23 protein-coding genes are annotated in these 26732 nt (G+C 28.4%); 3 read left to right on the forward strand and 20 right to left on the reverse strand.

Annotated elements, in window-relative coordinates:
• Position 1: 1 nt before the first annotated feature.
• From Q0662_RS00590 to rnpA, 14 genes are read right to left on the reverse strand one after another with little or no spacing between them, the layout of a single operon-like run.
• A complete protein-coding gene (locus tag Q0662_RS00590; protein ID WP_298946005.1) occupies positions 2-1168 on the reverse strand; it encodes a glycosyltransferase family 4 protein in 1167 nt (388 codons plus the stop codon).
• Complete coding sequence (locus Q0662_RS00595; RefSeq protein WP_298946007.1) at positions 1161-1706, reverse strand: putative colanic acid biosynthesis acetyltransferase; 546 nt, start codon at positions 1704-1706, stop codon at positions 1161-1163. The genes Q0662_RS00590 and Q0662_RS00595 overlap by 8 nt, the downstream gene beginning before the upstream one ends.
• Entirely contained in the window at positions 1684-2790 is a 1107-nt protein-coding gene (locus Q0662_RS00600; protein ID WP_298946009.1) for a glycosyltransferase family 4 protein, read from the reverse strand. The genes Q0662_RS00595 and Q0662_RS00600 overlap by 23 nt, the downstream gene beginning before the upstream one ends.
• A complete protein-coding gene (locus Q0662_RS00605; protein WP_367181273.1) occupies positions 2774-4000 on the reverse strand; it encodes an O-antigen ligase family protein in 1227 nt (408 codons plus the stop codon). Before Q0662_RS00605 ends, Q0662_RS00600 begins: the two co-directional genes overlap by 17 nt.
• A complete protein-coding gene (locus tag Q0662_RS00610; protein WP_298946011.1) occupies positions 3994-5379 on the reverse strand; it encodes an O-antigen polymerase in 1386 nt (461 codons plus the stop codon). The genes Q0662_RS00605 and Q0662_RS00610 overlap by 7 nt, the downstream gene beginning before the upstream one ends.
• A 1-nt stretch (position 5380) precedes the next feature.
• Positions 5381-6637, reverse strand: a complete 1257-nt coding sequence (locus tag Q0662_RS00615; protein ID WP_298946013.1) for an oligosaccharide flippase family protein — start codon at positions 6635-6637, stop codon at positions 5381-5383.
• A 1-nt stretch (position 6638) separates the two neighbouring features.
• Positions 6639-7790: a CDP-glycerol glycerophosphotransferase family protein gene (locus tag Q0662_RS00620; protein WP_298946015.1), complete on the reverse strand. Its 1152-nt coding sequence runs from the start codon at positions 7788-7790 to the stop codon at positions 6639-6641.
• A 10-nt stretch (positions 7791-7800) separates the two neighbouring features.
• Positions 7801-8739 carry a dTDP-4-dehydrorhamnose 3,5-epimerase gene (gene rfbC, locus Q0662_RS11985; RefSeq protein WP_367181275.1) on the reverse strand — a complete coding sequence of 313 codons (939 nt, stop codon included), beginning with the start codon at positions 8737-8739 and terminating at the stop codon, positions 7801-7803.
• Complete coding sequence (rfbA, locus tag Q0662_RS00635; protein WP_298946017.1) at positions 8739-9593, reverse strand: glucose-1-phosphate thymidylyltransferase RfbA; 855 nt, start codon at positions 9591-9593, stop codon at positions 8739-8741. Before rfbA ends, rfbC begins: the two co-directional genes overlap by 1 nt.
• A gap of 1 nt (position 9594) precedes the next feature.
• Complete coding sequence (gene rfbB / locus Q0662_RS00640; protein WP_298946019.1) at positions 9595-10602, reverse strand: dTDP-glucose 4,6-dehydratase; 1008 nt, start codon at positions 10600-10602, stop codon at positions 9595-9597.
• A gap of 2 nt (positions 10603-10604) precedes the next feature.
• Positions 10605-11642, reverse strand: coding sequence for a hypothetical protein (locus Q0662_RS00645; protein WP_298946021.1), 1038 nt, complete (start codon positions 11640-11642; stop codon positions 10605-10607).
• A 33-nt stretch (positions 11643-11675) separates the two neighbouring features.
• Positions 11676-13358 carry a hypothetical protein gene (locus Q0662_RS00650; RefSeq protein WP_298946024.1) on the reverse strand — a complete coding sequence of 561 codons (1683 nt, stop codon included), beginning with the start codon at positions 13356-13358 and terminating at the stop codon, positions 11676-11678.
• Between the two features lie 27 nt (positions 13359-13385).
• Positions 13386-15017, reverse strand: coding sequence for a S41 family peptidase (locus tag Q0662_RS00655; protein ID WP_298946028.1), 1632 nt, complete (start codon positions 15015-15017; stop codon positions 13386-13388).
• Positions 14998-15396, reverse strand: coding sequence for a ribonuclease P protein component (rnpA, locus tag Q0662_RS00660; protein WP_298946030.1), 399 nt, complete (start codon positions 15394-15396; stop codon positions 14998-15000). The genes Q0662_RS00655 and rnpA overlap by 20 nt, the downstream gene beginning before the upstream one ends.
• A gap of 162 nt (positions 15397-15558) precedes the next feature.
• Between rnpA and Q0662_RS00665 the strand changes: the two genes are divergently transcribed.
• Positions 15559-16737 carry an acyl-CoA dehydrogenase family protein gene (locus Q0662_RS00665; protein WP_298946032.1) on the forward strand — a complete coding sequence of 393 codons (1179 nt, stop codon included), beginning with the start codon at positions 15559-15561 and terminating at the stop codon, positions 16735-16737.
• A gap of 204 nt (positions 16738-16941) precedes the next feature.
• Here the strand turns inward: Q0662_RS00665 and Q0662_RS00670 are convergent, their stop codons facing one another.
• From Q0662_RS00670 to Q0662_RS00695, 6 genes are all read right to left on the reverse strand, one after another.
• The gene (locus Q0662_RS00670; RefSeq protein ID WP_298946034.1) at positions 16942-17127 is read right to left on the reverse strand and encodes a DUF2892 domain-containing protein; all 186 of its coding nucleotides are present in this window, start codon (positions 17125-17127) and stop codon (positions 16942-16944) included.
• A 19-nt stretch (positions 17128-17146) separates the two neighbouring features.
• A complete protein-coding gene (locus Q0662_RS00675) occupies positions 17147-17449 on the reverse strand; it encodes a hypothetical protein (RefSeq protein WP_298946037.1) in 303 nt (100 codons plus the stop codon).
• Between the two features lie 8 nt (positions 17450-17457).
• Positions 17458-20652 (reverse strand): efflux RND transporter permease subunit, encoded by a 3195-nt coding sequence (locus Q0662_RS00680; protein ID WP_298946039.1) that lies wholly within the window; start codon positions 20650-20652, stop codon positions 17458-17460.
• A gap of 109 nt (positions 20653-20761) precedes the next feature.
• A complete protein-coding gene (locus Q0662_RS00685) occupies positions 20762-21841 on the reverse strand; it encodes an efflux RND transporter periplasmic adaptor subunit (protein ID WP_298946042.1) in 1080 nt (359 codons plus the stop codon).
• Between the two features lie 78 nt (positions 21842-21919).
• Positions 21920-23230: a TolC family protein gene (locus Q0662_RS00690; protein ID WP_298946044.1), complete on the reverse strand. Its 1311-nt coding sequence runs from the start codon at positions 23228-23230 to the stop codon at positions 21920-21922.
• Positions 23231-23355: 125 nt separating this feature from the next.
• The gene (locus Q0662_RS00695) at positions 23356-24012 is read right to left on the reverse strand and encodes a DUF2202 domain-containing protein (RefSeq protein ID WP_298946046.1); all 657 of its coding nucleotides are present in this window, start codon (positions 24010-24012) and stop codon (positions 23356-23358) included.
• A gap of 206 nt (positions 24013-24218) precedes the next feature.
• Between Q0662_RS00695 and Q0662_RS00700 the strand changes: the two genes are divergently transcribed.
• Positions 24219-24536: a hypothetical protein gene (locus Q0662_RS00700; RefSeq protein ID WP_298946048.1), complete on the forward strand. Its 318-nt coding sequence runs from the start codon at positions 24219-24221 to the stop codon at positions 24534-24536.
• Between the two features lie 75 nt (positions 24537-24611).
• Positions 24612-26696, forward strand: coding sequence for a TonB-dependent receptor (locus Q0662_RS00705; RefSeq protein ID WP_298946050.1), 2085 nt, complete (start codon positions 24612-24614; stop codon positions 26694-26696).
• Positions 26697-26732: the final 36 nt, after the last annotated feature.

Consider the following 26732-nt stretch of genomic DNA (forward strand, 5'->3'; position numbering starts at 1 on the left):
GTTAACGAAAAACTTTAAGAATCATTTTATCTATTGTAAATATTTTTTTTGCAAGTGTTTTTTGATGCTCTGTATCTATTTCTTTATGTATTAAAAACTGCAACTTTTCTATAAGTAAATTATTATCCCATTTATTTACAACTAAGTCTATATCTTTCTCAAAAAAGAGGTTTTCAATTTCACTATCAGCATCTGTTATTACCATAACTTTACATCCTGAAGCTAATAAATTAGGTAATTTAGAGGGTAAAGAGCCTTTGGAAGTGTTTTCTTTTTGAGGAATAATTTGAATATCACTTCTATTATATAATTCTTCTAAATTCTCTTTTTTAACTAAGTTATGAAAATGTATATTCTTATTTTTATTTATACTCTTTAACCTTTTAATTGTTTCCCCTTCAGAAAAAAAATGAAATGCAGTGTTTTGTATTTTTTTCGATGCTTCAGAGAAAAAACTTAGAAGTTTCATTGGGTTTTGTTTTTCTCCTAAGGCTCCAGAATAAACAATATTAATCTTTGTACTATCAAAAATCGTGCTTAAATCATTGGTAATCTTATTTTTTAAAGTGATAAAAGGATATTGAACCTCTAATTTATTTTCTTCTAAATTATATAATTTTTTGGCTTCTTTTTTCATTTCATTAGATAGAAATAAAATTTTATCGCAAGATTGATAACATTTCTTTTCTATTTTATGAATAAAGAATTTTACAAATTTGTTTAAAAACCCAGACTTACCTTCAGAATATACCTCTTGTAAATCATGTACCATACCAACTTTTCTAATATTTTTATTTAAAAAGGGGCTGATAAAATAGAAAGCAAAACTTGGTGGAAATATTGGCATAACAATGTCTTTTCCTTTTTGATGAACCCTTAATTTTCTCAGTACAAAAAAAGCAAAACTAAACTCTAAAATAAGTCTTCTAAAAATTGTTTTTTTTGTATAATACACATTAGTTCCCCCTCTAATAATTTCTACACCTTTAAGTTGTTCATTACTTTTTTTTGCTTTCCAATCTGGATAAAATGGATGAAAACATAAAACTGTAACTTTATGTCCTTGCGCCGTCAGAGCTGTTACAAAATTGGTGTTAAATTTTCCTGTAGAAATTGGTTCTGGAAAAAAAAACGGGGAGATTAATAATATATTTTTTGTGTTAGTCAATTTTTCTTTCTCTAATTATTTTTGCAGGATTGCCTACACATACTTTATTTGAAGCAATATCTTTATAAACACTACTTCTAGCACCTATAACAGTTCCTTTTCCAATAGTAATACCAGGTGCAATATACACATCTGTTGCCAACCAACATTCGTCTTCTATGGTATTTTTTTTTGCAAAAATTGGAAAATCAGATTGTAAATAATCGTGAGAGGCAGCACATATATATGATTTTTGAGAGATTACTACATTTTTACCAATCTCTATTTCTCCTAAAGAATATAAAACAACATCATCTCCAATCCAAGAATAATCTCCAATAGCAACTTTCCAAGGATAGGTTACTCTAACAGTTGGTCTAATAATTACGTTTTTTCCAATTTTTGCACCAAATAGTCTTAATAAAAACCGTCTAAAACCATACATAAATTGTGGTGACATTCTAAAGAATATACCTTGTACAATCCACCATAATTGTACCACAAAAGCATTTTTGCCTCTAAAATTTTTTGGTAATTTAAAAGTGTTCAGTTTTTGCACTATTATTTATAATCTTTAAAAATTCTGATTCAAATATATCAACGGTAAAGTTATTAATAAAATATGTTTTATTGTACTCACTTATTTGTTTAATTTTAGATCTATTTTCATCTAAATAAGTAAAAAATTCAACTAATTCGTCTACTTTATTAGTTTCCATTAAAAAACCATTTTTCTCGTGTTTAATGATATCTGGTATTCCTGCATGTTTTGTTGAAATAATTACATTACTTGTAGCCATAGCTTCTAAAATTGAAATAGGTTGACCTTCCATTTTATAAAAAGTAGGCAAAACAAAAATTGTACTCCAATTTAACAATTCTCTTTTTTCTATCCCTTTTACAATACCTAAATATTGAGTATTTTTAAGGCTACTAATTTTATTTCTTATAATTTCTTTTAAATTTTCATCTATATTACCAGCAATTTTTGCAGAATAAGAAATTTTTTTTTCTTCTAAAATTATTAGGGCATCTAAAAGTTGTAAAATTCCTTTTTCCTCCATTAAATTACTTAAATAGCAAATTTTAAGTTCTCTAAAAGATTTTTCTTCTGTGTGATAATATAGAAAGTCTTGAGCAAAATTATTTAGTACATGAATGTTTTCAGTTTTAAGAAATGGGCTTAAATTATTTTTTAATGACCTAGACAAAATAATTCCTTTGGTAAACTTTGATATTAAAAAATAAAAAAACTTCTTTTTTATCCCTGACAATTCTGAGTATTGTTTTCCTAAATAATTACCATGAACATGTATAATAATTTCTTTTTTTAAAATTGAAGAAAGTAAAATAAACAGTGTATACTTTGCAATTCCAAAAAATGTTTGGCCTGGTGTTATATAGATAATATCATTCTTAAAAACCTTTAAGGCTTTCACATTAATTTTCACGAAAAATAATGCTTTTTTAATAGAAAAACTTCCAATTGCATCTTCAAAAACTGGGTAAGAAGTATTTACAAAATCGGCCTTATAACTTTTGGATGATTCTAAATTTTCTAATACAATTTTGTTTGCTAAAGAAACACCAGAAACTGGATCTGGAAAAGGGCCTACTAATAAAAATTTATTTTTGTTTTTCATTTAAAACAGCATAAAAGGCAAAATAATTAATAAAAAGAGAGAAAAATAGAATTCCATTTTGTCTATCTAAAATATTTTCAACAAACATAAGTAATATAAAAAAAACTATTAATGATGCGTGTTCAAAAGAATTTTGAAAAGCTATTTTTAAATTTTTAAAAATAAAAAACAAAAAAAATACTAAGCCAAATAACCCTGCATTTAATGCATATCCTAAATACTGATTATGAGAGTTATAATTTTTACTGTTAAAAAAATTAATAGTATTCTCTTTTTGAAATAACACATCTTCACCTGCACCAATACCATAACCAAAATATGGTTTTTCTTTAATTAATGGTATAGAAGTTTTATAAATATTTATTCTAAGGTTAGATGAACTTTTATTATTGTTACTATTAACAAAACTAACCAAATCTTTAAATCTGTTTGATATATCTGGTACAAAATTATATACAGAGATCCCCAATATAAAAATTGACAAAAAAGCTATTAATTTAATTTTAATCTTTATCTTTTTATTAAAAAAAAGGTACAATAAAAAAATACCTGTCATTAAAAAAATAGCACTTTTTCTTGATAAAAGCAACAGATGAACAATAAGAATTATATTCCCTAAAAGAACATAAATTTTAAACTTGTTAACTCTAAACAAACTAATAGAAAACAACAAAGCTATTGATGTGTATAGAGATGCATAAATAGGATGAATAGAATATTTACCTAATTGAAAAATAATTCGATAACTGTAATTTAAAAAATAATTTTCTGTTACATATCCTTTATAAAGGAAATATAAAAAAATAACTATAAAAAGGAATAATGTACTTGAATAATAGAACAATTTCCCGAGAAATAAGCATCTATTTGTGTAAATCTTTTTATTTGATTTTAGTAAATAAAAAGAAAATGGAAAAAGAAATAAAGGCAATAATCTTAACAAAAGTATTTTTCCATAAGTAAAATTACTTGTATAAAACATACTTAACAAAACAACCAAAAACGGAATACTATTCATAAAAAAAATAGAAATACCTTTCTTATGGTTAAACATTCTATCTTTTTTGAAAAAATAAATTATTGAAAAAAGACAGAACAATCCTAACATAGAAGGCTTTACGTTATCTGGGTAAATAGGAAACAAAAAAAGATTTAGGAACAATAACTTAATTGAATTATCTAAAAAACTAGCATTAAAAAACTTTACCATAATTTTATCCCTTTAAAAGCAAGAACAACCATTTTAGGAATTACGTAGATTCCGAAACCTACTAATATAAATTGTGAAAAACCGTTTGTAAAATCTCCTCTTAGAAAATAGATTAAATGTATTGCAATAAAAAAAGCAAATGTCTTTTTTAAATAATCATCAGACTTTAAAAATAATATCGCTTTTGTTAGTAAAAATGCTAAGATAAAGGCGAACAAAATAATACCAAAAACCCCAAAATTTAAATAAGCTTCTGAGATAAATGGGTTAGATAAGTTGTTAAACCAAAAATCATGATTTTCTATTAAATAATCTCCAACAACTTGACCTGTTGTATGAGGCTTAGTTTGCCAAATAGATCTTGGTACAAAAAATAAAAATGCTCCTGACAGTTGTTCTCCTAGACTAAAACCTTCTAAAGAAACATATTCTATTGTTGCCAAAAAATTAGCGTATGTATCAAAATTTAATGTGTCAAAATTACTCATTAATACATCTCCCTTAAAAGATTTAAACAAAATTGACGGATTCTTTATTACTTCAGAAAAAGAAGAGTTTACATGTGTAAAAACTGCTAATAGCGGCATTAAAAAAATTAAACTAAAATACAAAACAAGGGTTGTTTTAATATTTGAGTTTAATAATTTAGGTATAAATAAAAATATGAGACAAAAATAGATAGGTCCTAAACCAGACCTTTTTTCCATAAAAGGATTTTTAAACACTACTATTAAAAGTAAAAAAACACATATAGAAACCAAAATAGTCATCCAATTTATTGCATTTCTATTTTTCTTTTTAAAATACATCACACACATTGCTACACCTGCTAACGGTACAGAAAATAATACTTTAGAAATTATAATTTTAATTGACTTATTATTATCATATTGTAACTTCCAAGTTGGTGTCATTAACTTTTCTTGAATATAATCTATATTAAAAACTAAAATAAGAATAGATAAAACTAAAATCACCAAAATATCAAAAGGAAGTTTTTTTTTAATTTGATAATCTATTACAGTTTTATGCTGTTTTTTAAAGACAATATAACTTACAAAAAAGGTTATATTAAATAATAAAATATAAATATTAGCTCTTATAGCTTCTGCCCAGTGATAAGGAAAGTTATTGACATAAGTTTCAGTTTCTGTATAAATTTGAGCTAATGGAGCTATTATAAAAAAGAGTAAATTAAATATTAAATATGCTGAAATAAATGGTGAAAAATCTTTCTCTAAAAAAAAATGATAATACATAATTACCATAATTACTATATAATTTACAAAAAAAGATAGCAATGTTACAAAAGTAACATCAGCAATAAAAAACTGAATACCTGTAAAAAAGAAGAATAGTAAAAATATAAAATTTCTCAATTTAATTAAATTTAAACAGTGTTAAGGTTTTTTTCTTAAATGAAAAATAAATCCTTATTAATGCCATTAAAACATCTCCAAAAACTCTAAGATAAATTAAATTCCAAAAGTTTAATTTATCAAAGAAATATAAAAGAATTAAAACTAAGATATAAATTATAGATGTAAAGATTAAAGAAAAGTTATACTCTTTATAAAACCCGAATGCCACCAAAGAACAAGTTCCCAAGACAAAGGTTAACGCTACAAAAGGAGAGAGTATTGACAAAAATTCTAATACTGGAGAAAATTGAAGCATTTCTTGTCCTCCAATTAAAATCATCAAATAATCTGAAAGCAAATAAGTTACTAAGCCAACAAGACAACCTATAACTAATGAAGCAAAAACAATCTTTTTAAGCATTTTTTTATTTTTAGTTCTAGATATTGTTGGAAAAACTGCTTGTTGTAACATTTCAAAAGGTATAACCCCTAACATTACAATTTTTAAACTTGAATCAAAACCAGCAACTTGTTCTAGTTCACAAAACTTACCAATAAAAAAAATGGTTCCAAAGTTAAAAACAAGAGACAAAAACCTTCCAATAAAAAAGGGTAAAGATTCTTTAAAATAGGTCTTTAGCTTCAAAAAAGAAACCTTAATTAGCTTTATTTTATATTTCTTAAATAACAAATAGAACCCTAAACCCCCCATTAATATTGACGACAAGATAAAAAACCAAATATAAACAGTAATACTTTGTCCTTTTTTAACAAAAAAAATGGTACCTAATAATAAAAATAATCTTGATAAGAAAACAATTATTGTTGCTGGTTTTAGGTTTTCTACTCCTTGAAAAAACCAAATAGGAAATAATACTTCTCCTAAACCACAAAACATAAATAATAATAGTATGTTTTTATAAATGTTAAACATCTCAAATTGACCTAACAAAAAGATACAAACTACAGATATTAGAAATAAAATTGTTTTAATAATAAAAATTGAAGATACTATTTCATTAATACTTTCAGTTTTCTTTCGATTTTCAACAATATACTTAGCTGCATAAATGTTAAATCCAAAATTTATTATCATTATAAAATACTGAATAACAGAATCTAACCAAGTTAATAATCCATATTTTTCATTACCTAGAACTCTAATTAAATATGCAGCTAAAATTACTTTAATCCCAATATTTAAAACTTTCATTACTGTTAAGTAAGAAAAGTTTTTTAAAATTGTTTTGTGATCTATATTTAAGTTTTTTAACATTCTAATTTAAAATAGAATTAAATGTTTTTTCTGAAAATGAATTCTGTTCTTCATGAAAAATGTTCTTTACCACATTTCTTTGTTTTTCAAAATCATCAGATTTATTTATAAAAAGCTTTTCTAAATAAAATAATAATTCTTTGCTATTTGCTATAAATTCACCTGGCATCAATTTTTTTGGGTTGTCAAAAACAAACCCTCTTGAATTTAAATATTCTTGGTAATCAGATATTACAAAACCTATTGGTTTATTTAACAATAAGAAATCTATATATATTGATGAAAAATCTGTTAATAATAAATCAACAGAATTTAAAACTGAATAAAGAGAAATTCCTTTTTCGACAAAATTTGAATTATCAATTATTGATAAATGCGAATATTCTTTAAAATCTTTTGGCTTTAACACATCCATAGGATGTAATTTAATAACACATAAAGATTTTAATTTAGATAAAAACACATTTAATTCATTTAGAAATGATTCATTTAAAAATTCATTCATTCCATCTATCTCACCATCTACTCTTATATCTCCAATAGTAGACTTTCTATAAGTTGGCATCCAAAGTATGGTGTTTGCAAACGTATTTTGTTTTTCTGAAATAACATCTAAAAAGGTAAATTTATCTGATAAAATAAAATCGTTTCTTGGTAAACCTGATATTATTACCTGATCTTCATTTAATTTAAATGCACCTTGCATTATTTTACTAAACTTTTTAGAAGTTGCAATGGTAAAATTAGATTTTGGAACAAGAGTATTATTATCTAAATGACCAATTCTTTTTAATGGCATGCCGTGCCATAAATTTATATTAAGTTGATTTTTAAGAAGTGGTAATTTATTATACACTCCATGTGTATGAAATACATATTTAGAGGTAAAAAAAAAGAACAACCCCTTACATGAACTTTTTTTTAGAATCTTATAATTTTTAGAAGTTGTATAGTTTTTTATTAAAACTTCATATTTATCTTTCTGTTTTAACTTGTCTACTAACCAAATATTAGTGTACTCTTTTTTGGTATTTATCATATAACAAAACATCGCAAAACTATTATCAGATATATCTGGAAAACTTACATACACAACATTCTTTACGTTCTTTTTTAAAAAAAAACTAAAGAGTTTTACAACTTGTTTTATCATTTATTTTTTTTCAAAGAATTTGTTTTAATTTTGTTGTAGAAATACCAACGGTTCTAGGTAAATATATTACTTGGCAATATTTTTTTAAAAAATCAAATTTACCTTCCCAATCATCTCCCATAACAAAAATATCTGCTTTAACTCTTAAAACATCATCAATTTTTTGTTCCCAATTAGTTTCTGGTATTATTTCATCTACAAATTCTAATGATTCTAGAAATTTTTTTCTTTCCTCAAAAGGTATTTTGCATTTTTTACCTTTTATCTTGTTAAACTCATCTGTAGAAACACCAACAACTAATTTATCTCCTAATTTACTTGCTCTTTTAAGAATTTCTATATGTCCATAATGTAACAAGTCAAAAGTTCCATATGTTAATACAGTTTTATTTCCGTTTTCAGATTTATCAGAAAACTCATTAAATATTTTTAACCTTTTATCTTTATCAGATAAAACAACCTCACTTTCATTCAATTTCCAATCAATCCTCAAATTTTTATCATTATAAATAACACCATATTCAGATTCTTTATGATAGTAATTATCACACTTATAAGAAACTATGGTATTATCTTCTAAAGTAGCAAAACCATGTAAAAATCCTCTTGGCACAAATAGTTGTTTGTTATTATCTCCAGATAATTCTACAGAAAAATGTTGACCAAAAGTTGGCGAGTCTTTTCTAACATCTACAGCTACATCTAAAACTTTACCTTTTATAACTCTTACTAATTTGGCTTGTGCAAACTGCCCCTTTTGCAAGTGTAAACCTCTTAAAACTCCTTTTTGAGATATCGATTGGTTATCTTGAACAAAGTTTACTTTTAATCCTATTTTTTTTTCAAATACTTTCTGATTAAAAACCTCGAAAAAACTTCCTCTTTTATCTTTAAAAACTGTTGGCTCTATTACAAAACAACCTTTTAAATGTGTTTCTGTAACGTTCATTATATTTTATATAAATTATTGGCATATCCGCTTTTTAATAAAGGTTCTGAGAGTGCCATCATATGTTCTTTGTTAATAAAACCTGCTCTAAACGCTGCTGCTTCTATAGAACCTACTTTTAAACCTTGCCTTTCTTCAATTACTTGTACAAACTGCCCTGCTTGCATTAATGAGTTAAAAGTACCTGTATCTAACCAAGCTGTACCTCTATCTAAAATTTCTACAGCGAGTTTTCCTTTTTTTAGATATACATTATTTACTTCTGTAATTTCTAATTCGCCTCTTTTGCTGGGTTGGATGTTTTTTGCAATGGTTACCACTTCATTATCGTAAAAATAGATTCCAGGAACTGCATAATTAGATTTTGGATGTTCTGGTTTTTCTTCAATAGAAATGGCTTTATTATGTTCATCAAATTCTACTACCCCATATCTTTCTGGATCATTTACGTGATAAGCATACACAATACCGCCATCTGGATTGTTATTTGATTTTAAAAGATCTGCTAAACCTGATCCATAAAAAATATTATCGCCCAATATTAAGGCAACTTTATCAGAACCAATAAACTTTTCACCAATAATAAACGCTTCTGCTAAACCATTTGGGTTTTCTTGAACTTCATACTGAAAACTACAACCTATTTTACTTCCATCTCCTAATAATTTTTGAAACAATGGTACATCTTGTGGTGTAGAAATAATTAATATTTCTCTAATTCCAGCAGAAATTAAGGTAGCAATTGGATAATAGATCATGGGTTTATCATACACGGGCATTAACTGTTTGCTAACAGCTAAAGTTAGTGGATGTAATCTTGTACCTGAACCTCCTGCTAAAACTATTCCTTTCATATTAATTGTATTTTTTTAAATACCATTGTATGGTTTTTAAAATTCCAGTTTCAAAATTTTCTGAGGCTTTCCAACCCAATTCATTTTCTACTTTAGAGGCATCTATGGCGTATCTAAAATCATGACCAGGTCTGTCTTTTACAAAACTAATTTGATTTTTGTAAGAGTTTTTCTTTGGATAAATTTCATCTAAAATCTCACAAATTTTATTGGCAATATATAAGTTATTACGCTCGTTTTTGCCACCAATATTATAAGTTTCTCCAAATTTTCCATTTTTATAAACCAACTCAATCCCTGTACAATGGTCTTGCACGTATAACCAATCTCTAATGTTTTTTCCATCCCCATAAATAGGAATATTTTCACCAGAAATTGCTTTTCTAATAATGGTTGGTATCAACTTTTCATCATGTTGTTTTGGACCGTAATTATTAGAACAATTAGTGGTAACTACATGCATACCATAGGTATGAAAATAACTTCTTATTAAAAAGTCTGAAGACGCTTTTGAAGCACTGTAAGGACTGTTTGGTGCATAAGGTGTGGTTTCTGTAAACAAACCCTTGGCGCCTAATGTACCATAAACCTCATCTGTTGAAATATGATGAAATCTTGCATTTTCATATCCTTCTTTGTATTCAAAAGGAGCATTCATCCAATAATTTTTTGCAACATCTAACAACGTAAAAGTGCCAAAAACATTGGTTTTTACAAATGCATCTGGATTTTTAATGGAATTATCTACATGAGATTCTGCTGCAAAATGAATTACTCCAGAAAAATGATATTCTTTAAATAAATTTTCAACTAAATCCCTCTTGCAAATGTCTCCTTCAAAAAAAGTATATCTTGGATGATTATCTAATTCTTTTAAATGCTCTAAATTACCGGCATAGGTAAGCAAATCTAAATTTACGACATGAATTTCTTTATTATTTTCTATAAAGTATGTAATAAAATTGGATCCAATAAAACCTGCACCTCCAGTAATTAAAATTGTTTGCATTCTTACTTCTTATAATTATTTAAATAAGAATTTATCTTTATTAGTAATAGAATAAAAATCATTGCTAATGCGCCTAAAACCGACAACTGAAAAGCAATATTTCTAGTTACTCCCTTTATTTCTGAACCGATAGGTTGAAAGTTAGAAATTACATTAATTACCTCATATTTTTCGGATTTATCTTTTACAATATCTTCTAACTCTGCGTTTATTTTTCTATTAGTTTCAAACAACTCTAGTTCTTTGGTTGTTCTCATTTTCCCCCCTAAATCTATGCTAGTTCCACTATTTTGTTTTTTTGCCTCTTCTAACATAACCTTCGTATACACAACTCTTAAAGAGTCTATTTGAGCTAAATTAGTACGCAATAAAGAATCTGTTCTATTTAAGTTTTCGTTGGTTAACTCTTTTACTCTATTAAAATATTTGTTTTTTATTACTGATGATAAAATAACCTCATCTAACTTATTAAAAACATCACTTTTTTCTGACACCACATTTATTTTATGAATTTTGTAGTCCAAAAGCGAAAATGAAGCTTTAAAATCTTCAAAATTGTAACTTTTTACAGTAGTTGTATCTACATCTAAAATAAAATCGTTGTAGGAGTTAATGATATCATTCTCATTTATGATAGGTTCTATTGTAAACTTTTTTAAAGAAGCTGCTGTTTCTTTATCTATCTTAAATGTTTTTTGAATATTAGCTGTATCTTTTTGTTTTACCAAATCGTTATAATAACTAATATTATTATACAACTGATTGGCACTTTTAAAGTTGGGTTGTACCAACATTTGAGATTCATATTTATCTGCAGATTTTACTTGGATAAACACACCAATAGCAAAACCTATAAAAGCTGCAATCCCTATTTTTACAATATTATCTTTTAAGAAAATTAAAATGGAAATAAAAAAATGAAAAATACCTTTAAAAATATTTCCAATAAAATTAAAAAGGTTTTGAAAACCTTTACCAATAATTTTAAATAAAGATCCTAAATCTACTTCTTCTTCGTTGTTATTATGACTTGTTGACATATGGTTGTTTGATTATAATATCTATGTTTACTGTTAAAAAATTTGTTCTAATATTTTTTGAGTTATGGCATAAGTTGGTGTAACTCCTGTCATACCTAAGCCTCCAGAAGCTAACGTAGCCCCTGTTTCTAAAGGGTTATCGGATGCGTAATAGGCATAACGCACTTGTACGTTTTCAGAAATATTACCTCTAATTCTTGATGCAGATTGTATGGCTTTTTGGTAATGTGCACCTTCCATTTCTAAACCAATGACATTCCAAGTAGAATCGTGAAAAAACTTTAATAAATCTTTATTTTGAAGTGATGTTCCTAACACTGAAATCATAGAACCATCAAAAGATTTTACACCAAAACCTTCTAAATCTTCTTTTTTTAATTGGTTTTTAAACGGATAATTGTCTGCTGTACCTTCAAAAATATGAGCAGATGGAATCATAATATCTCCTTTACCACCCTCTAAAATACCGGCTTTACCCATAATAGAAATTGACTTTACATCTAAATGTGTTTTTGTGTTTTTATCACAAGTATATGGTTTTAATAACTCATCCATAGTTTCGTAAGCTTGTTCGCCAAAAGCATAATCCATTACTATAATTACTGGATTTTCTTTAGCATTTGCTTTTTTAGAGAACGTTAAAATATCAAAATTTATTTTAGCTGTATCTATTATTTGTACGTTTATATTAGTACCTGATGTATCTTTAATATAAATCAGTCCATTTTTAGAGGCAAAATCTTTTACTTTTTTTTGTATTGGTTTGCTATTTTCGTTGCTTAGTAATTGATAAATTTCAAACCCTTTTAAGTTTTTTGCTTCTTTTGGTAATGCACTTTTTGCATATACAGAATTTAATACACTGTGCATGTTTGCACTTATAATATGAATAGGTCTTTCTAATAAATGATTATTTTTTAGAACCTTTTTAATATTATTTGCCCAGATTTCTCCATAAATATGATGCCCAATTTCTTGTACCAAAATAGTACTAAAAATTACTGTTCTTTTTTTGTTTTCTAATACTTCGTTGATGGCTAATTTACCCAACCAAAATATCAATTGAAAAAAACGATCTGGATTTTCTTTAGTGGCAAATGTTTTATAAATGGTTAAAACTTCATCAAAAGACCTTCCTAAAATATTACCTAAATGTACAAGAGTTACTTCTCTTTCTTTTTCTGAAATTTGTTTTTGATGTAGTACAATATCCTCTAAATGTTTCCACTCTCTTGTAAAATCTTCACCCTCATTTAAGGTTACTCTTTCCTGAATTTTATGAGATTCTATAAAAAGAAACGTTAAGTGGGTTAAAATATCATAGATTTCAGATCTTCCTCTGGTAATCTCAATATTCATTTGATCTTTATCTATTCTATAGCAATTTCTTCTTCTTTTAGGAGGTATAATGGCTTCAAAGTGAGAATTTTTATAGCCTTCATCTGCGGTTAAATTTATGTATTGACATTCTTCTATGCCTTTAGGAAGTCTTTCTATTACATACGTTAAGCCATTTAATTCTATTCTATCTTCTGCAATAGAACCATAAATTTCGGGTCTTAAAAGTAATAAAGATTTTCTTAGTGTTTCGCCAGAAACACCCATAGGTTTGTAAAAACCTCTACTAAATAAATGACGCATAGAAATATATAATTTTTCTATAGCATTGGTAGATTCTTGTGCTCTTGTTCTTGCTAATTTTTTAATTTCTGACATTGTTTATTTTGCTAGACAAATTTAAAATTATTTACCTGATAAAATTTTGTAATACTGTTTATTATCTTTTAATAAACTAACCGCATTTGCGATAACTTTATCCTTAGTTAAATTGTATTTATAAACACCTTCTTTATAGAGATATCTTTCTAAAATTTTAATTTTTAAAATCTCAGAAATAATATCTTTATTTTTAGAAATTTTATCGATTTTATCTTTATATAATTGTTCTTTTATAGCATTATATTCTGATGAAATATTACTATTCTGAGAGGCTAAATAAGCTTTTTTAAACAAGGCTTCTTGCTCGGTTACAAAAGTGGTATCTGTTTTTAAATATTTGGTAAAATCTTTAAAATCGCTATTTTTAAATTCAAAATTTTCAAAATCTTTAAAATCTTTATTGTTGTAATAGTAATGAGTTGCATAGTTAAAAACGGCTCTAGATTGCAACAACGATTCTGTAGTTTTATTTCTGTTAGTTGTGTTCATTTCAATATCTGGCTTAACCCCTCCACCATCGTAAACGGTTCTTCCATTTTGAGTTTTAAAGGCATTTACACCTCTGTCTGAAAATTTAGGAATATGACCTTGATCATCTCTATTTGTATAATCTAATTCTTGAATACATCTACCACTTGGAGTGTAGTATTTAGAAATGGTTAGTTTTAGTTGAGTCCCATACATTAAGTCTCTGTAACGTTGCACCAAACCTTTACCAAAAGAGCGTTTACCTAAAAGTACAGCTCTATCATAATCTTGTAAAGAACCACTTACAATTTCAGATGCAGATGCAGAACGTTCGTTAATTAAAACAACTATAGGGATTTGTAAATCTAAAGGTTCGTTTTGTGTTTTATAAGTGTTACTCCACTTTTTAATTTTAGCTTTTGTTGTAACAATGGTTTTGCCTTTTGGTAAAAAAAAATTAGAAATTCTTATAGATTCTAACAAAGAACCTCCAGGGTTAGAGCGAAGGTCGAAAACCAATTTTTTCATACCTAGTTTTTTTAATTTTTTATAGGCTTTTTTTACTTCAGAAGATGCTTTTTCATTAAATCTTGTTAAGGTAATGTAACCCGTTTCTTCATCAATCATTTCTGCAAAAGGTACAGGATTTACAATTACTTTATCCCTAGTAATTTCCTTTGTTAAAATAGTACCTTGTCTATCTACTTCAACCGAAAATTTACTGTTTGGTGTTCCTTTTAAAAACATAGATAATTGGTCTCTTTCCATATTTTTTATAGATTGATTATCCACAGAAATAATAATATCACCTGCTTTTAAGCCTGCTTTGTCAGCAGAAAAACCTTTGTAAATTTCTTGTAACTCAATTCCTTTTTTTGAATAATATACAGATACACCAATACCACCATATTCTCCTGCTCTTCTTATTCTTGCAGTTTCTACATCTTGCTCGTTGTAAAAATTGGTGTATGGGTCTAAATCTTTTAAAGTATTTTTAATAGCTTTATTGGTTAACTCTGCAGGATTAATTTCGTCTACATAATACATGTTTAACTCCTTAAACAGCGTATTGTAAATTTCTATTTGTTTGGCAACTTCAAAAAATTTAGATTGAAAGGAATATGTTAAAAGTAAAGTACCTACTAAAAGTAGAATAACTACTTTTTTGTTAACTAGTAATTTCTTCATTTTTTATTTCTTTTGTTTTTTCTACAAACAAGTTTAATAATTTTTGCATTTTTAAAAATACCTCTTCATAAACTGGTTCTTCTTTTCCAATATACGAAATCATAAATACATAAGGTTCTTCTAAATTATTATAAACAATTTCTTTTTGCAAACGGTAACTTTCTCTTAAAAGACGCTTTATACGATTTCTACTAACTGCCAACTTAAAATTTCTTTTGGGAACAGAAACCCCTACCTGACATGGAAAATCTGATGTATGTTGTGTTTGTAAATACATCATTCTTAAAGGAAAACTCTTAACAGATTTTCCTTCACTATATAATTTTTCTATCAGCTTTCTACGCTTTAAACGTTCTTGTTTTCCTAAAGTGTATTTCATTATTACAAACTTAATAGAAAATAGCAACTTTTAAACAATTACTGGGTACTAACTTTAAAAAAGATCCGTATTTTTAATTAGTTATTAGTTTTTAATTTTAATATATATTTGTTTATAATACAACAATTATAGTTAAATTTGTTTAAAATTACACATTTTTATATGAAACCAGACTTATTTAAAGCACCAGACTATTATAATATTGATGATTTACTAACTGAAGAACACAAGTTGATTAGAACAGCTGCAAGAGATTGGGTAAAACGTGATGTTTCTCCAATTATCGAAGAGTATGCTCAAAAAGCAGAATTTCCAACACAGATTATTAATGGTTTGGCAGAAATTGGCGCATTTGGTTCTTACATTCCTGAGGAATATGGTGGTGCTGGTTTAGATCAAATTTCTTACGGATTACTAATGCAAGAAATAGAACGTGGAGATTCTGGTGTGCGATCTACAGCTTCTGTACAATCTTCTTTAGTAATGTATCCTATTTTTAACTATGGTACAGAAGCACAGCGTAAAAAATATTTACCAAAGTTGGCTTCTGGTGAGTGGATGGGTTGTTTTGGTTTAACTGAACCCAATCATGGGTCTAATCCTGGTGGAATGGAAACCAACTTTAAAGATAAAGGTGACCATTATCTATTAAATGGTGCAAAAATGTGGATTTCTAATGCACCTTTTGCACAAGTTGCTGTCGTGTGGGCTAAAAATGAAGAAGGTAGAATTCACGGTTTAATTGTAGAACGTGGTATGGAAGGTTTTTCTACTCCAGAAACCCACAACAAATGGTCTTTGCGTGCTTCTGCAACTGGTGAGTTAATTTTTGATAATGTAAAAGTACCTAAAGAAAACTTACTCCCTAATAAATCTGGTTTGGGTGCGCCTTTAGGTTGTTTAGACTCTGCAAGATATGGCATTGCTTGGGGTGCCATTGGTGCTGCTATGGATTGTTATGATACAGCTTTGCGTTACGTAAAAGAACGAAAACAATTTGGCAAACCTATTGGTCAGTTTCAATTGCAACAAAAAAAATTAGCAGAAATGATTACCGAAATTACCAAAGCACAATTATTGGCATGGAGGTTAGGTACTTTAAAAAATGATTACAAAGCAACTTCTGCTCAAATATCTATGGCGAAACGAAACAACGTAGAAATGGCTATTAAAATTGCAAGAGAAGCAAGACAAATGTTAGGTGGAATGGGAATTACTGGGGAATACTCCATCATGCGACATATGATGAATTTAGAAAGTGTAATTACCTACGAAGGCACCCATGATATTCATTTATTAATTACGGGTTTAGATATTACTGGATTAAATGCATTTAAGTAATAAACTTCTCTTTTTTTAACAATAAGTAGAATTCTTTTTTCTACAACGTATTCTTAGATTCTACTAATAACCTAAAATTTGAAATCTTTTTCACCCTAAAAAAGTTAATTATGTGAAGTTTTTAAGCGATTAGAATTGGTATAAACTAAAAAGAGGTTTCTTCTAAAAATGAAGAGAACCTCTTTTTTTAATTAGGGGAAATTTTTATTTTTTGATACCTAATTTTAATAATATCGTTTCTAACAAACACCATTTTGTAAAGGCAGATTGTATCATATTTATACCAATAAAGACACCAAACCACAACCAATTTATACTTACATAGTAAGATAAACTTACCATTAATAAAACCATAAACCCTACTATTACTCTAAAATACGTATTTAACATTTTCTTATTTTTTTAATAATTATATAAATCTTTCTACAGGCAAAACCACTCCTTTTATAGGATTTTTAGTTTCTAAATTTTTATTGAAATCTTCTATTAAATTGAATAACATATCTATATGTTCATCATCTGTAAAAGAGAAAAACAAAGTAGATCCATTGCCATTTTTTCCTGCTGAAAACCAATTGGAAGAAATTTCTAAAGGAATATTTTTAAATCCACTAATTTCTGTGGTACTCAAATTTTCTATAGCTGCTTTTTTAAAGATTTTTAAAATAGCTGTTTGAAATTCTTCTACTGCTGTTACGAATACTAATTTCATCTGATTATTTATTTATAATTCTTTTTTTCAATCATATAATACACCAATGGCACTACCAATAAAGTTAACACTGTAGATACAATAGTTCCTCCCATTAAAGAGATTGCCAATCCTTGAAAAATTGGATCAAATAAGATTACAAAAGCACCAATTACCACAGTACCTGCTGTTAATAAAATAGGTGTTGTTCTAACTGCTCCAGCTTCTATGGCTGCTTGTTTTAACGGAATTCCTTCTGCCAATCTTAGGTTGATAAAATCAATCAGTAAAACAGAGTTTCTTACCATAATTCCTGCCAAAGCAATCATTCCAATAAAGGAAGTTGCTGTAAAAAAGGCTCCCATCATCCAGTGTCCTAAAATAATTCCAATTAATGATAAAGGCACAGCAACCATCATTACAATAGGTGCTTTGAAGTTTTGAAACCAGCCTACAATTAAAATGTAAATTAAAATTAATGCTCCTAAAAAGGCGATTCCTAAATCTCTAAAAACTTCTAGGGTAATTTGCCATTCTCCATCCCATTTTACTGTAAAATCATCTTCAAAATCTGGCTGACCTAAATACATTTCATTTAATTGATAACCTTCTGGAAGTTCTATTTCGTTTAACTTCTTTTCCATGCCAAGAATAGCATAGGCAGGACTTTCTAATTCGCCAGCCATATCTGCCAACACATACACCACTCTTTTCTGGTTTTTTCTGTAGATACTTTTTGCAGAATTGGTTTCTTTAATTTCAACCAAATCTGCAATAGGAATCATGTTTCCTTGTTTCGATTTTACTTTTAATTGAGAAATATCAGAAATGGTAGATTTTTCTTTTTCATCTATACTCAACACCAAACCAACCTGATTTACAGCATCTTCATCATATAAATTGGTTATTGGTCTATTAGACAAAGCCATATTCATTGTATAGGCAATTTGCTGTGGTGCTACACCATACAACATGGCTTTTTCTCTATGAATTTCAAATTGAAATTCTTTTTGATTGGCTTCAACCATCCAATCAATATCAACCACGTCATCTGTATTTTTTAGAATGTTTTGAACCTCGTTTGCTATTCTAATTTGCTCATTATAATCGGGGCCATAAACCTCTGCAACAATGGTTGATAAAACCGGTGGCCCAGGTGGAACCTCTACCAACTTTACATTGGCATTGTATTTTAATGCAATTTTCTGAATTTCTGGTCGTAATAATTTTGCAATTCCATGACTTTGAATAGAGCGTTCTCCTTTATCTACCAAATTCACTTGAATATCTGCCATATTAGAGCCACCACGTAAATCGTAATGACGTACCAGGCCATTAAATGTAATGGGTGCAGAAGTACCAATATAGTTTTGGTAATTTACCACTTCTGGTCTGGTAGATAAATACTGAGCAATTTCTTGGGTAACTACTGCTGTTCTTTCTAATGTTGTTCCTTCTGGCATATCAATAACCACCTGAAACTCATTTTTGTTATCAAAAGGCAACATTTTTACTGCTACAGAATTGGTTAAAAACAAGCCCATTGTTGCTATTAACACAAAAAATGTTCCTCCTAAAAACAACCATCTTTTGGTTTTACTTTCTAATAATGGTCTTTCTAACTTACTGTAAATTCTATAAATTAAAGTTTCTTCTAAAGGCTTTTCAGCTTTCTTTTCTGCGCCTTTTTTATCTTTTTCTCTTAAGAAAATATACCCTAAATAAGGTGTAATGGTTAAGGCTACAAATAATGATAAAATCATTGCAATAGAGGCTCCAATTGGCATTGGTGCCATATATGGCCCCATTAAACCAGATACAAAAGCCATTGGTAACACAGAAGCAATTACGGTAAAGGTTGCTAAAATGGTTGGGTTACCCACTTCGTTAATAGCATATAAGGCCGCTTGTTTAAATGGCAAGCGTTTCATTTTAAAATGCCTGTGCATATTTTCGGCAATAATAATAGAATCATCAACCACAATACCCGTAACAAAAACCAGTGCAAAAAGTGTAATTCTGTTTAAGGTATAATCTAGCATATAATAGCTTAACAAGGTTAATGCAAACGTAATGGGTACAGATAAAAATACCACCAAACCACCTCTCCAGCCCATAGCTAGCATTACTACTAAAGTTACAGCAAAGATAGAACCAATAAGGTGTAACAATAATTCTGATACTTTATGAGATGCAGTTTCACCATAATTTCTTGTTACTTCTACATGAACATCATCAGGAATTAAAGTAGTTCTTAAATGATCTACTTTATCTATAATTACCTCAGCAATTTTCATGGCATCTGCCCCTTTTCTTTTCGCTACAGAAATTGTTACTGCAGGATATTCAGATTGGTAAGCTGTAGATTTCTCACTTGCTTTTCCAAACCCTAAAGACACGTAATTTTGTGGAATTTCTGGTCCGTCAATAATATTGGCTATTTGTTTTAAATAAATTGGCTGATTTTGTTTTACACCCACCACTAAATTCTCTACATCTTTTTTTGAGGCTAAAAACTTTCCTGTTTTTACTAAAAACTCGGTATCATTTTTATCAAAACTTCCAGCACTTAATTGTGTATTATTGGCTTTGATCATTTTAGAAACTGATAAGAAATCTAATCCGCTTGCGGCTAATTTATCTTTATCTAAAACAACGCGTAATTGTCTGTTTCTTCCTCCAATTTTATGGGTAATCGAAACATCATTTACCTTTTTTATTTCACTTTCTAATTCTTGTGCCATTTGCCCAAGCTGAAAATCGTTATAATTTTCACTCCACAAGGTTAAGCCTAACATTGGCACATCATCAATAGCACGTGTTTTTACCAAAGGAAACGTAACTCCTTGTGGCATTTGATCCATGTGTTTGTTAATTTCATTGTACAATTTTACAAACGAACGCTCAATATCTTCGCCTACATAAAACTGCACAATTACCATGGCTTTTTCGTTCATCGAGGTCGAATACACATACTCTACACCTTTAATATTTGAGATTAATTTCTCTAAAGGTTTTACCACTCTAGATTCTACTTCTGTAGGACTTGCCCCTGGATAACCCACAAAAATATCTGCCATTGGCACGTCTATTTGTGGTTCTTCTTCACGCGGAATTAAAAATGAGCTATACACACCAATGACCATAAACACAATCATTAGCAATACCGTTAATTTAGAACCGATAAAGACTTTTGCAATTTTTCCTGCTAAACCTTCTTTCATATTATTTATTTTTTTGGGCGTTTTAACAGGCTATCTGTTTCAATCTTTTTTTGCCATTTATGGCAGCAAAAAAAGGATTTCCACTACTATCCTTAACGCGACTATTTAGTTATTGAATTGAAATTTTTGCTCCGTTAAATAATTTTCCATCAGCAGAAACGATATAAGATTCTGATGCTGATAAACCAGATAATACCTCTACTTTATCTCCATAAGTTCTACCTAAACGTAACCAACGTAACAAAGCGGTATTTCTTTGGCTTGTGGTATAAACACCCGATAATTGACCGTTTTTAACAATAGCAGCAGTAGGGATTAAAACCATTGCTGACTGTACATTCTGCGAAATAGGAAACTGAACTGTTGTAAACATTCCTGATAAAATGTTAGCATCTGTGTTTTCTAGATCTACTTTTACCAAATACTGCCCACCTGTATTTTTAGCAGAAGTACTAATTTCAGTAACTTTTCCTTTAACAGTTTTGTCAATAGATTTTACCAACACATTTACGGTAATTTCTTTTTTAATGTTAGAAATTTCTGTTTCTGGTACCATTGCCATTACTTCAAACTTTTTTGGAGTTTCTATACTAATTAAAGGCATTCCTGGATTTGCCATATCTCCATTTTCTACATTTTTACTGGTAATTACCCCACTAAAAGGAGCTGTAATATTAGAATATGTAAACTGAGCATTGATTTCGTTTTTCATTTGTTTGGCAGACTCTAAACCTGCTTTTGCCATATGGTAATTAGCCGTCATATCATCCATTTCTTTTTGAGTAATGCTATTGCTAGCAAACAAATTTGTAAAACGTTTGTAATTTTTTTCAGCATTTGTAAAAGCAGTTTTGGCTTGTGTTATACCTGCATCTATTTGTGCTTTTTTAGCTTGTAAATCTGCATTGTTAATAGCCACTAATAATTGACCTTTTTTAACTTTATCGCCTACATTTACATACACTTTTTTTACATAACCCATCATTCTTGTACTTAAATCTGCACTATTTGTAGCTTGTATTTTTCCACTTACAGATAAAAAAGGATTGTTAGTATTTAACTGAACTTTAGCAACTTTTACATGGATTGTTGGCGTAGTATCTTGAGCTACTTTTTTGTCTTCGCTAGCACAACTTGTTATCAATAATATTGTAGAAATTAGTGTGATGATATAAATATATTTTTTCATTTTATAATTTGTTTTTTAGTTAGTAATCGAATGCACTAAACTTGACATTGTGCTGTCTTCTTAAGCGCTATTAAGTGGTTATTCTTTTGTTAAAAATTCTAAATATTTTTGGGTATAATTATATTCAAATACAGTTTGGTAATACTCTAATTGCTTTTGTAAATACTGGGTTTCTACTTGTAATAAATCAGAAGTTTTTTCTAAACCTTCTTTAAATCTGTTCTTACGAATTCTTAAAGATTCTTTAGATTGTTGCACTGCTAATGCTGTTAGTTCTAATTTATTTTTAGCATCTATTAGTTGACGCTGTACTTTATTGAATTCTAAATTACTTTGAGATACGTATTGATTATAAGCTAACTTCGATTTTTCGAATTCTGCTTTACTTTTTTGTGCTTTTCCAAAACGTTTAGAGCCTTTAAAAATATCCCAGCTTAACTGCGCTCCTATTAAGTATCCACTTGCATTTCCTTGAAAAACGGTATTGTCATACATTTCATAACTTCCAAAAGCATTTAAACGTGGTAAAAAAGACATTTTATCGGCTTTATTTATTGCCTCATAAGCTTTGGTAGAAAGTTGCATTGCTTTGATATCTGATCTGTTTTCTGAAATGGTTTTGTTATCCATAGAAAAATTAGAAACCATTAAACTATCTGAAGGTTTGTAAACTACATAGCGCTCATCATTCATTAAAAAAGACAAATAATTAGACGCATTTTGCACGTTGCTTTTTGCTGTTTGCAACTGATTTTTAATTTCTGTAACACGTACTTCTACATTTAACACATCTGCACGTTGTAAATAGCCTTGTTGAAAGCTGTTTGCTGCTAATTTTTTATTTTCATTTGCGGTCTGTAAAGCTTTCTCTAGAACTTGTTCTCCTTTATAAGCCAATTGCAATTGCATGTAGGCTTTTTCTACTTCAAAATACAAATAATCTTCTGTTCTTTGCGACTGTAAAGACATGGCATCCATTTTAGATTTGGCAGCTTTTCTTTGATAAAAACCATCTAAATTAATTAGAGGTTGTTCTACTTTTATGACGGTTGCAAAATTCTGAGTTTGCACTGGATTGTTTAATAAGGTAGGATTAAAATCGTTCTGAGTTAAAATTCCTTGATTTAACTTAGAACCAAATGCCATTAAAGGATTTGTAGTAGAAATACCTGTATGACTTGCTGTAATATTTGGTAAAAAAACAGCATTGGTTTGTTTATAATCTGCTTTGGCAGCATGAAACGATTCTTTAGAAATTTTTAATGATAAGTTTTTATCAAAAATTTTAGATAAAACCTCAGACTTACCAATCGAAATTATTTCTTGTGCAGCTAATTGTTTAGAAAACAATAACACAATTATAAGTATGCTTTTTACTATTTTTTTCATGTATTTAATTTTAATACTGCAAAACTAAATTGAATAAAATGTTTTTTTAGTAACATTAGTTACCAAACAAAAAGCACTAAAACCATAAAGGCTTGAGTGCTTTTTACCAAACTTAAAACTAAAAGTTAATTACATTGCTCGTTACTACTATTTACTATGCTATTAAATTCATCTAGAGTTATAAATTGAGGTGTATATGTGCCTCCATTTTTATCTAAACCTTTCATAAAACTTCTTAAATGATTTCTAGAACCACACTGTAAACTTTGATATACATTTATAATTTGTGCATTATTAGTTTCTAAAACATAGTCTTCTAAATCTTTAATATCTAAATCTTCTATGGTTGCACCAATTTTTAAAGCATCTACAACACTTTTTGCACCATCTACTTTAAATGTATCGTAAAATGCTTGCAAATCTGAGTTACTAAAAACACCATATTCTAATATTGTATAAGAGGTATTAGACTGTTTTAATAAATTTTCAATAGCATCCATATGCGTTTGTTCGCTTTTTTTAATGTTTGCAAACTGATTTAAACCCCAAGTTGTGTCTAAATACTCATAAGTATCTCTCGCCAATTTTTCTTCCTCTAACATAAACAATAATGCATCAGCATCTTTTTGAGAAATGGTTATAGTGTCTTGTAAACCTACTGTATCATCTTGACTTAAATCTATCTCAAAAGCAGCATCTGAATCTTCTGAACACCCGTTTGCAACCATCACAAAAGATACCATCACAAAAAAGTAGATTGTTGTTTTAATTGTTGTTTTCATAATTTCTAATATTTAAAATTCTTTGTATAAAGGTATTGCGAAAAAGAGTATGTATAAGTAACCTAAGTTACATGTATATGTTATTTTTGAAGCTTATATTTGTTCTGTTATAACCTTAATATAATAAGATATTTGTGTTGGTTTTTCTTTCTAAATATAAAACCCTATTCTATGCTTTTTTTTTAAGCAGTCTTGTATTATATAATATGTTAAGGGTTTCTTTTACCTATATTTATTATACTATAGATCCTATTGGTTTTATTGAAGAGTTGTGTGAAAACAAAGACCAACCCCAATTACAATGTAACGGTAAATGTAATTTAAAAAAAGTTACAGAAAGTAGTAAAAGTTCAGAGAAAGCTCCTCTTCAAATTATTGATTTTAAAGATATTTTATTGCAGCAAAATACAACTTTAGCAATAGATTTTAAAATAAAACCAACTACCAAAAAAACAGATTTTAGTTATCAAAATTATTATAAATACTTAGCTAGCCATTCCAGTTTCCATCCACCACGAGTTTAGTTTTTTACTATTTAAAAAATCTCTTATTTAATAATTAAGAGTATACAATTTTATAAAAAAACTAAAAATTTAAAAATGAAAACAATTTGTAGTGTGCTTTTATGCGCACTTATTTCTACGATCTCTTTTTCTCAAGACAAAAAAGAGACTAAAAAAGACACCATAAAAAGAGTAAAACTAGATGAAGTAATCGTAACTGGAAAATTACAAAAAGACCCTATACATACTATTATTTCTAACAAATATGCTAAAAACGTTGTGCAGCCTAAAAACGTGGCAGATTTATTTAATAACATCAATGGTTTTTCTGTAATCAAGAGAGGAAATTATGCGATAGATCCCTCTTTTAGAGGAAGCCAGTATGAACAATTAAACATACAATATGATGGAGGAACCAAAGCAATGCACGCTTGCCCAAACAGAATGGATCCTATTACAACGCATATTATTCCTGAAGAAATTTCTAAAATAGAAATTATAAAAGGACCTTATACAGTGCGTTATGGAGCTACTTTTGGCGGTATTGTAAATATGGTTTCTAAACAAACTAATTATTTAGAAAATGGCTTTCATGGTAGGTTTTCTTCGGGTTTTGAAACCAACGGAAATGCTACCGTAAACATGCTGCAATTACAGTATGTGAAAGACAAATATGATGTGGTAGGTAATTTTGGTTACAGAGATTTTGGAAGTTATAAAGATGGGGATGGTACAGAAATTCCGTCTTCTTTTTTAAGCACAGATTATGGTGTAAAAATAGGTTATAATTTTACCGATTTTGAGCGTTTACAATTTCATTGGAGACAATCTTTTGGACGTGATGTTTTACACGCAGGTTTACCTATGGATACAGAGTATGACAATAGTAACATTGCTTCTTTAGACTATAAAAAAACGAATTTATCAGGAAAATTAAATAGTATTTCTGCCAAAGCATATTATAGCTATGTAGATCATTTAATGACGAATACCAACAGACCATCTTTTATGATGATGGAAGCTTCTTCTGCTGTAGAAGCTACAACAATGGGAGGAAAAATAGAATTGAATTGGCAACCTTCTAAAAATATAGATATTTTTACTGGTGTAGATGCAATGCTTATTGCTAGAGATGGTGAAAGAACACGTTTGATAAAAGTAATGAATGGAAACATGTTACCAACACCTAGAGAATTTAACGATAAAGTTTGGCAAGATTCTTACGTAAATGATTTTGGCTTATTTACAGAAGCAAAATGGTTATTTACAAAAAACACCTTGTTAACTGCTGGGGTAAGATATGATAGAATAATTTCTGATATTAAAGACCCAGAAGCAGATTTTGCAGCACTTTATAACCTAGAAAAAAGAACAGAAAATAATATTAGTGGTACAGTTTCATTAAAAAAAATGGTTTCTAAAAACTTTACTTTAGAAGCTGCTTTTGGTAGAGGAGTTCGTTCTGCAAATATGATTGAACGCTACATCAATCACTTTACCATCAATCAAGATCCTTATGAATATATTGGAAATCCAGATTTAAAAGCAGAAGTAAACAATCAATTTGAAGTTGGTTTTAAAGCAAAAAACAGCAAAAACAGCATTAAATATGCTGCTTCTGTGTATTATTCTGATTTTCAAAACTTTATTGTAGGGATTGTAGATCCAACTAAAACCAGAAAGTTTATGCCAACTGCACAACCTGTAAACCCTAAAGTGTTTCAAAATTTAAACAACGCTTATAGAACAGGTTTTGAAGCTTCTTTTGAAACTGCAATTTCAACTGATTATTATTTTAAATCTGAAATGGCTTATGTATATGCAAAAAATAAAGATTTAGATGAATCTTTACCATTAACTCCGCCATTTAATGCAAGATTAATTTTAGGAACAAATAAAGAAAAATACTGGGCAAATGTGCAGTATAATAGTACCAGTTCTCAAAATGAGATTGCCCCAAGCTTTGGAGAAACAAGCACAGATAGTTACCAAACTGTTGATATTCGTTTTGGATTTAAACCTTTTAAAAATGTAAATTTAGGTTTTGCGGCTATTAATGTTTTTGACAAAACCTATAACAACCATTTAAACTTTAGTTTTACCAATCAAGCTAATTTTGGTAGGGTTGCTATTATTGAACCTGGAAGAAATTTTACTGCTTTTTTTCAGTATAATTTTTAAACTATTCATAAAAAAGGGGGCTACAAAAAGCCCTCT

Origin of the sequence: uncultured Polaribacter sp. (assembly GCF_947503855.1) — a bacterium.
GTDB lineage: Bacteria > Bacteroidota > Bacteroidia > Flavobacteriales > Flavobacteriaceae > Polaribacter.

Excerpts from the sequence above, each read along its gene's own strand:
- Q0662_RS00605 (WP_367181273.1), bottom strand. The coding sequence starts at position 4,000 with ATGGTAAAGTTTTTTAATGCTAGTTTTTTAGATAATTCAATTAAGTTA.
- Q0662_RS00665 (WP_298946032.1), top strand. The coding sequence starts at position 15,559 with ATGAAACCAGACTTATTTAAAGCACCAGACTATTATAATATTGATGAT.
- Q0662_RS00675 (WP_298946037.1), bottom strand. The coding sequence starts at position 17,449 with ATGAAATTAGTATTCGTAACAGCAGTAGAAGAATTTCAAACAGCTATT.
- Q0662_RS00670 (WP_298946034.1), bottom strand. The coding sequence starts at position 17,127 with ATGTTAAATACGTATTTTAGAGTAATAGTAGGGTTTATGGTTTTATTA.
- rfbB (WP_298946019.1), bottom strand. The coding sequence starts at position 10,602 with ATGCAAACAATTTTAATTACTGGAGGTGCAGGTTTTATTGGATCCAAT.
- Q0662_RS00695 (WP_298946046.1), bottom strand. The coding sequence starts at position 24,012 with ATGAAAACAACAATTAAAACAACAATCTACTTTTTTGTGATGGTATCT.
- Q0662_RS00685 (WP_298946042.1), bottom strand. The coding sequence starts at position 21,841 with ATGAAAAAATATATTTATATCATCACACTAATTTCTACAATATTATTG.
- Q0662_RS00680 (WP_298946039.1), bottom strand. The coding sequence starts at position 20,652 with ATGAAAGAAGGTTTAGCAGGAAAAATTGCAAAAGTCTTTATCGGTTCT.
- Q0662_RS00615 (WP_298946013.1), bottom strand. The coding sequence starts at position 6,637 with ATGTTAAAAAACTTAAATATAGATCACAAAACAATTTTAAAAAACTTT.
- Q0662_RS00690 (WP_298946044.1), bottom strand. The coding sequence starts at position 23,230 with ATGAAAAAAATAGTAAAAAGCATACTTATAATTGTGTTATTGTTTTCT.
- Q0662_RS00650 (WP_298946024.1), bottom strand. The coding sequence starts at position 13,358 with ATGTCAGAAATTAAAAAATTAGCAAGAACAAGAGCACAAGAATCTACC.
- Q0662_RS00705 (WP_298946050.1), top strand. The coding sequence starts at position 24,612 with ATGAAAACAATTTGTAGTGTGCTTTTATGCGCACTTATTTCTACGATC.
- Q0662_RS00645 (WP_298946021.1), bottom strand. The coding sequence starts at position 11,642 with ATGTCAACAAGTCATAATAACAACGAAGAAGAAGTAGATTTAGGATCT.
- Q0662_RS00620 (WP_298946015.1), bottom strand. The coding sequence starts at position 7,790 with ATGATAAAACAAGTTGTAAAACTCTTTAGTTTTTTTTTAAAAAAGAAC.
- rnpA (WP_298946030.1), bottom strand. The coding sequence starts at position 15,396 with ATGAAATACACTTTAGGAAAACAAGAACGTTTAAAGCGTAGAAAGCTG.
- Q0662_RS00655 (WP_298946028.1), bottom strand. The coding sequence starts at position 15,017 with ATGAAGAAATTACTAGTTAACAAAAAAGTAGTTATTCTACTTTTAGTA.
- Q0662_RS00700 (WP_298946048.1), top strand. The coding sequence starts at position 24,219 with ATGTTAAGGGTTTCTTTTACCTATATTTATTATACTATAGATCCTATT.
- Q0662_RS00600 (WP_298946009.1), bottom strand. The coding sequence starts at position 2,790 with ATGAAAAACAAAAATAAATTTTTATTAGTAGGCCCTTTTCCAGATCCA.
- rfbC (WP_367181275.1), bottom strand. The coding sequence starts at position 8,739 with ATGAACGTTACAGAAACACATTTAAAAGGTTGTTTTGTAATAGAGCCA.
- rfbA (WP_298946017.1), bottom strand. The coding sequence starts at position 9,593 with ATGAAAGGAATAGTTTTAGCAGGAGGTTCAGGTACAAGATTACATCCA.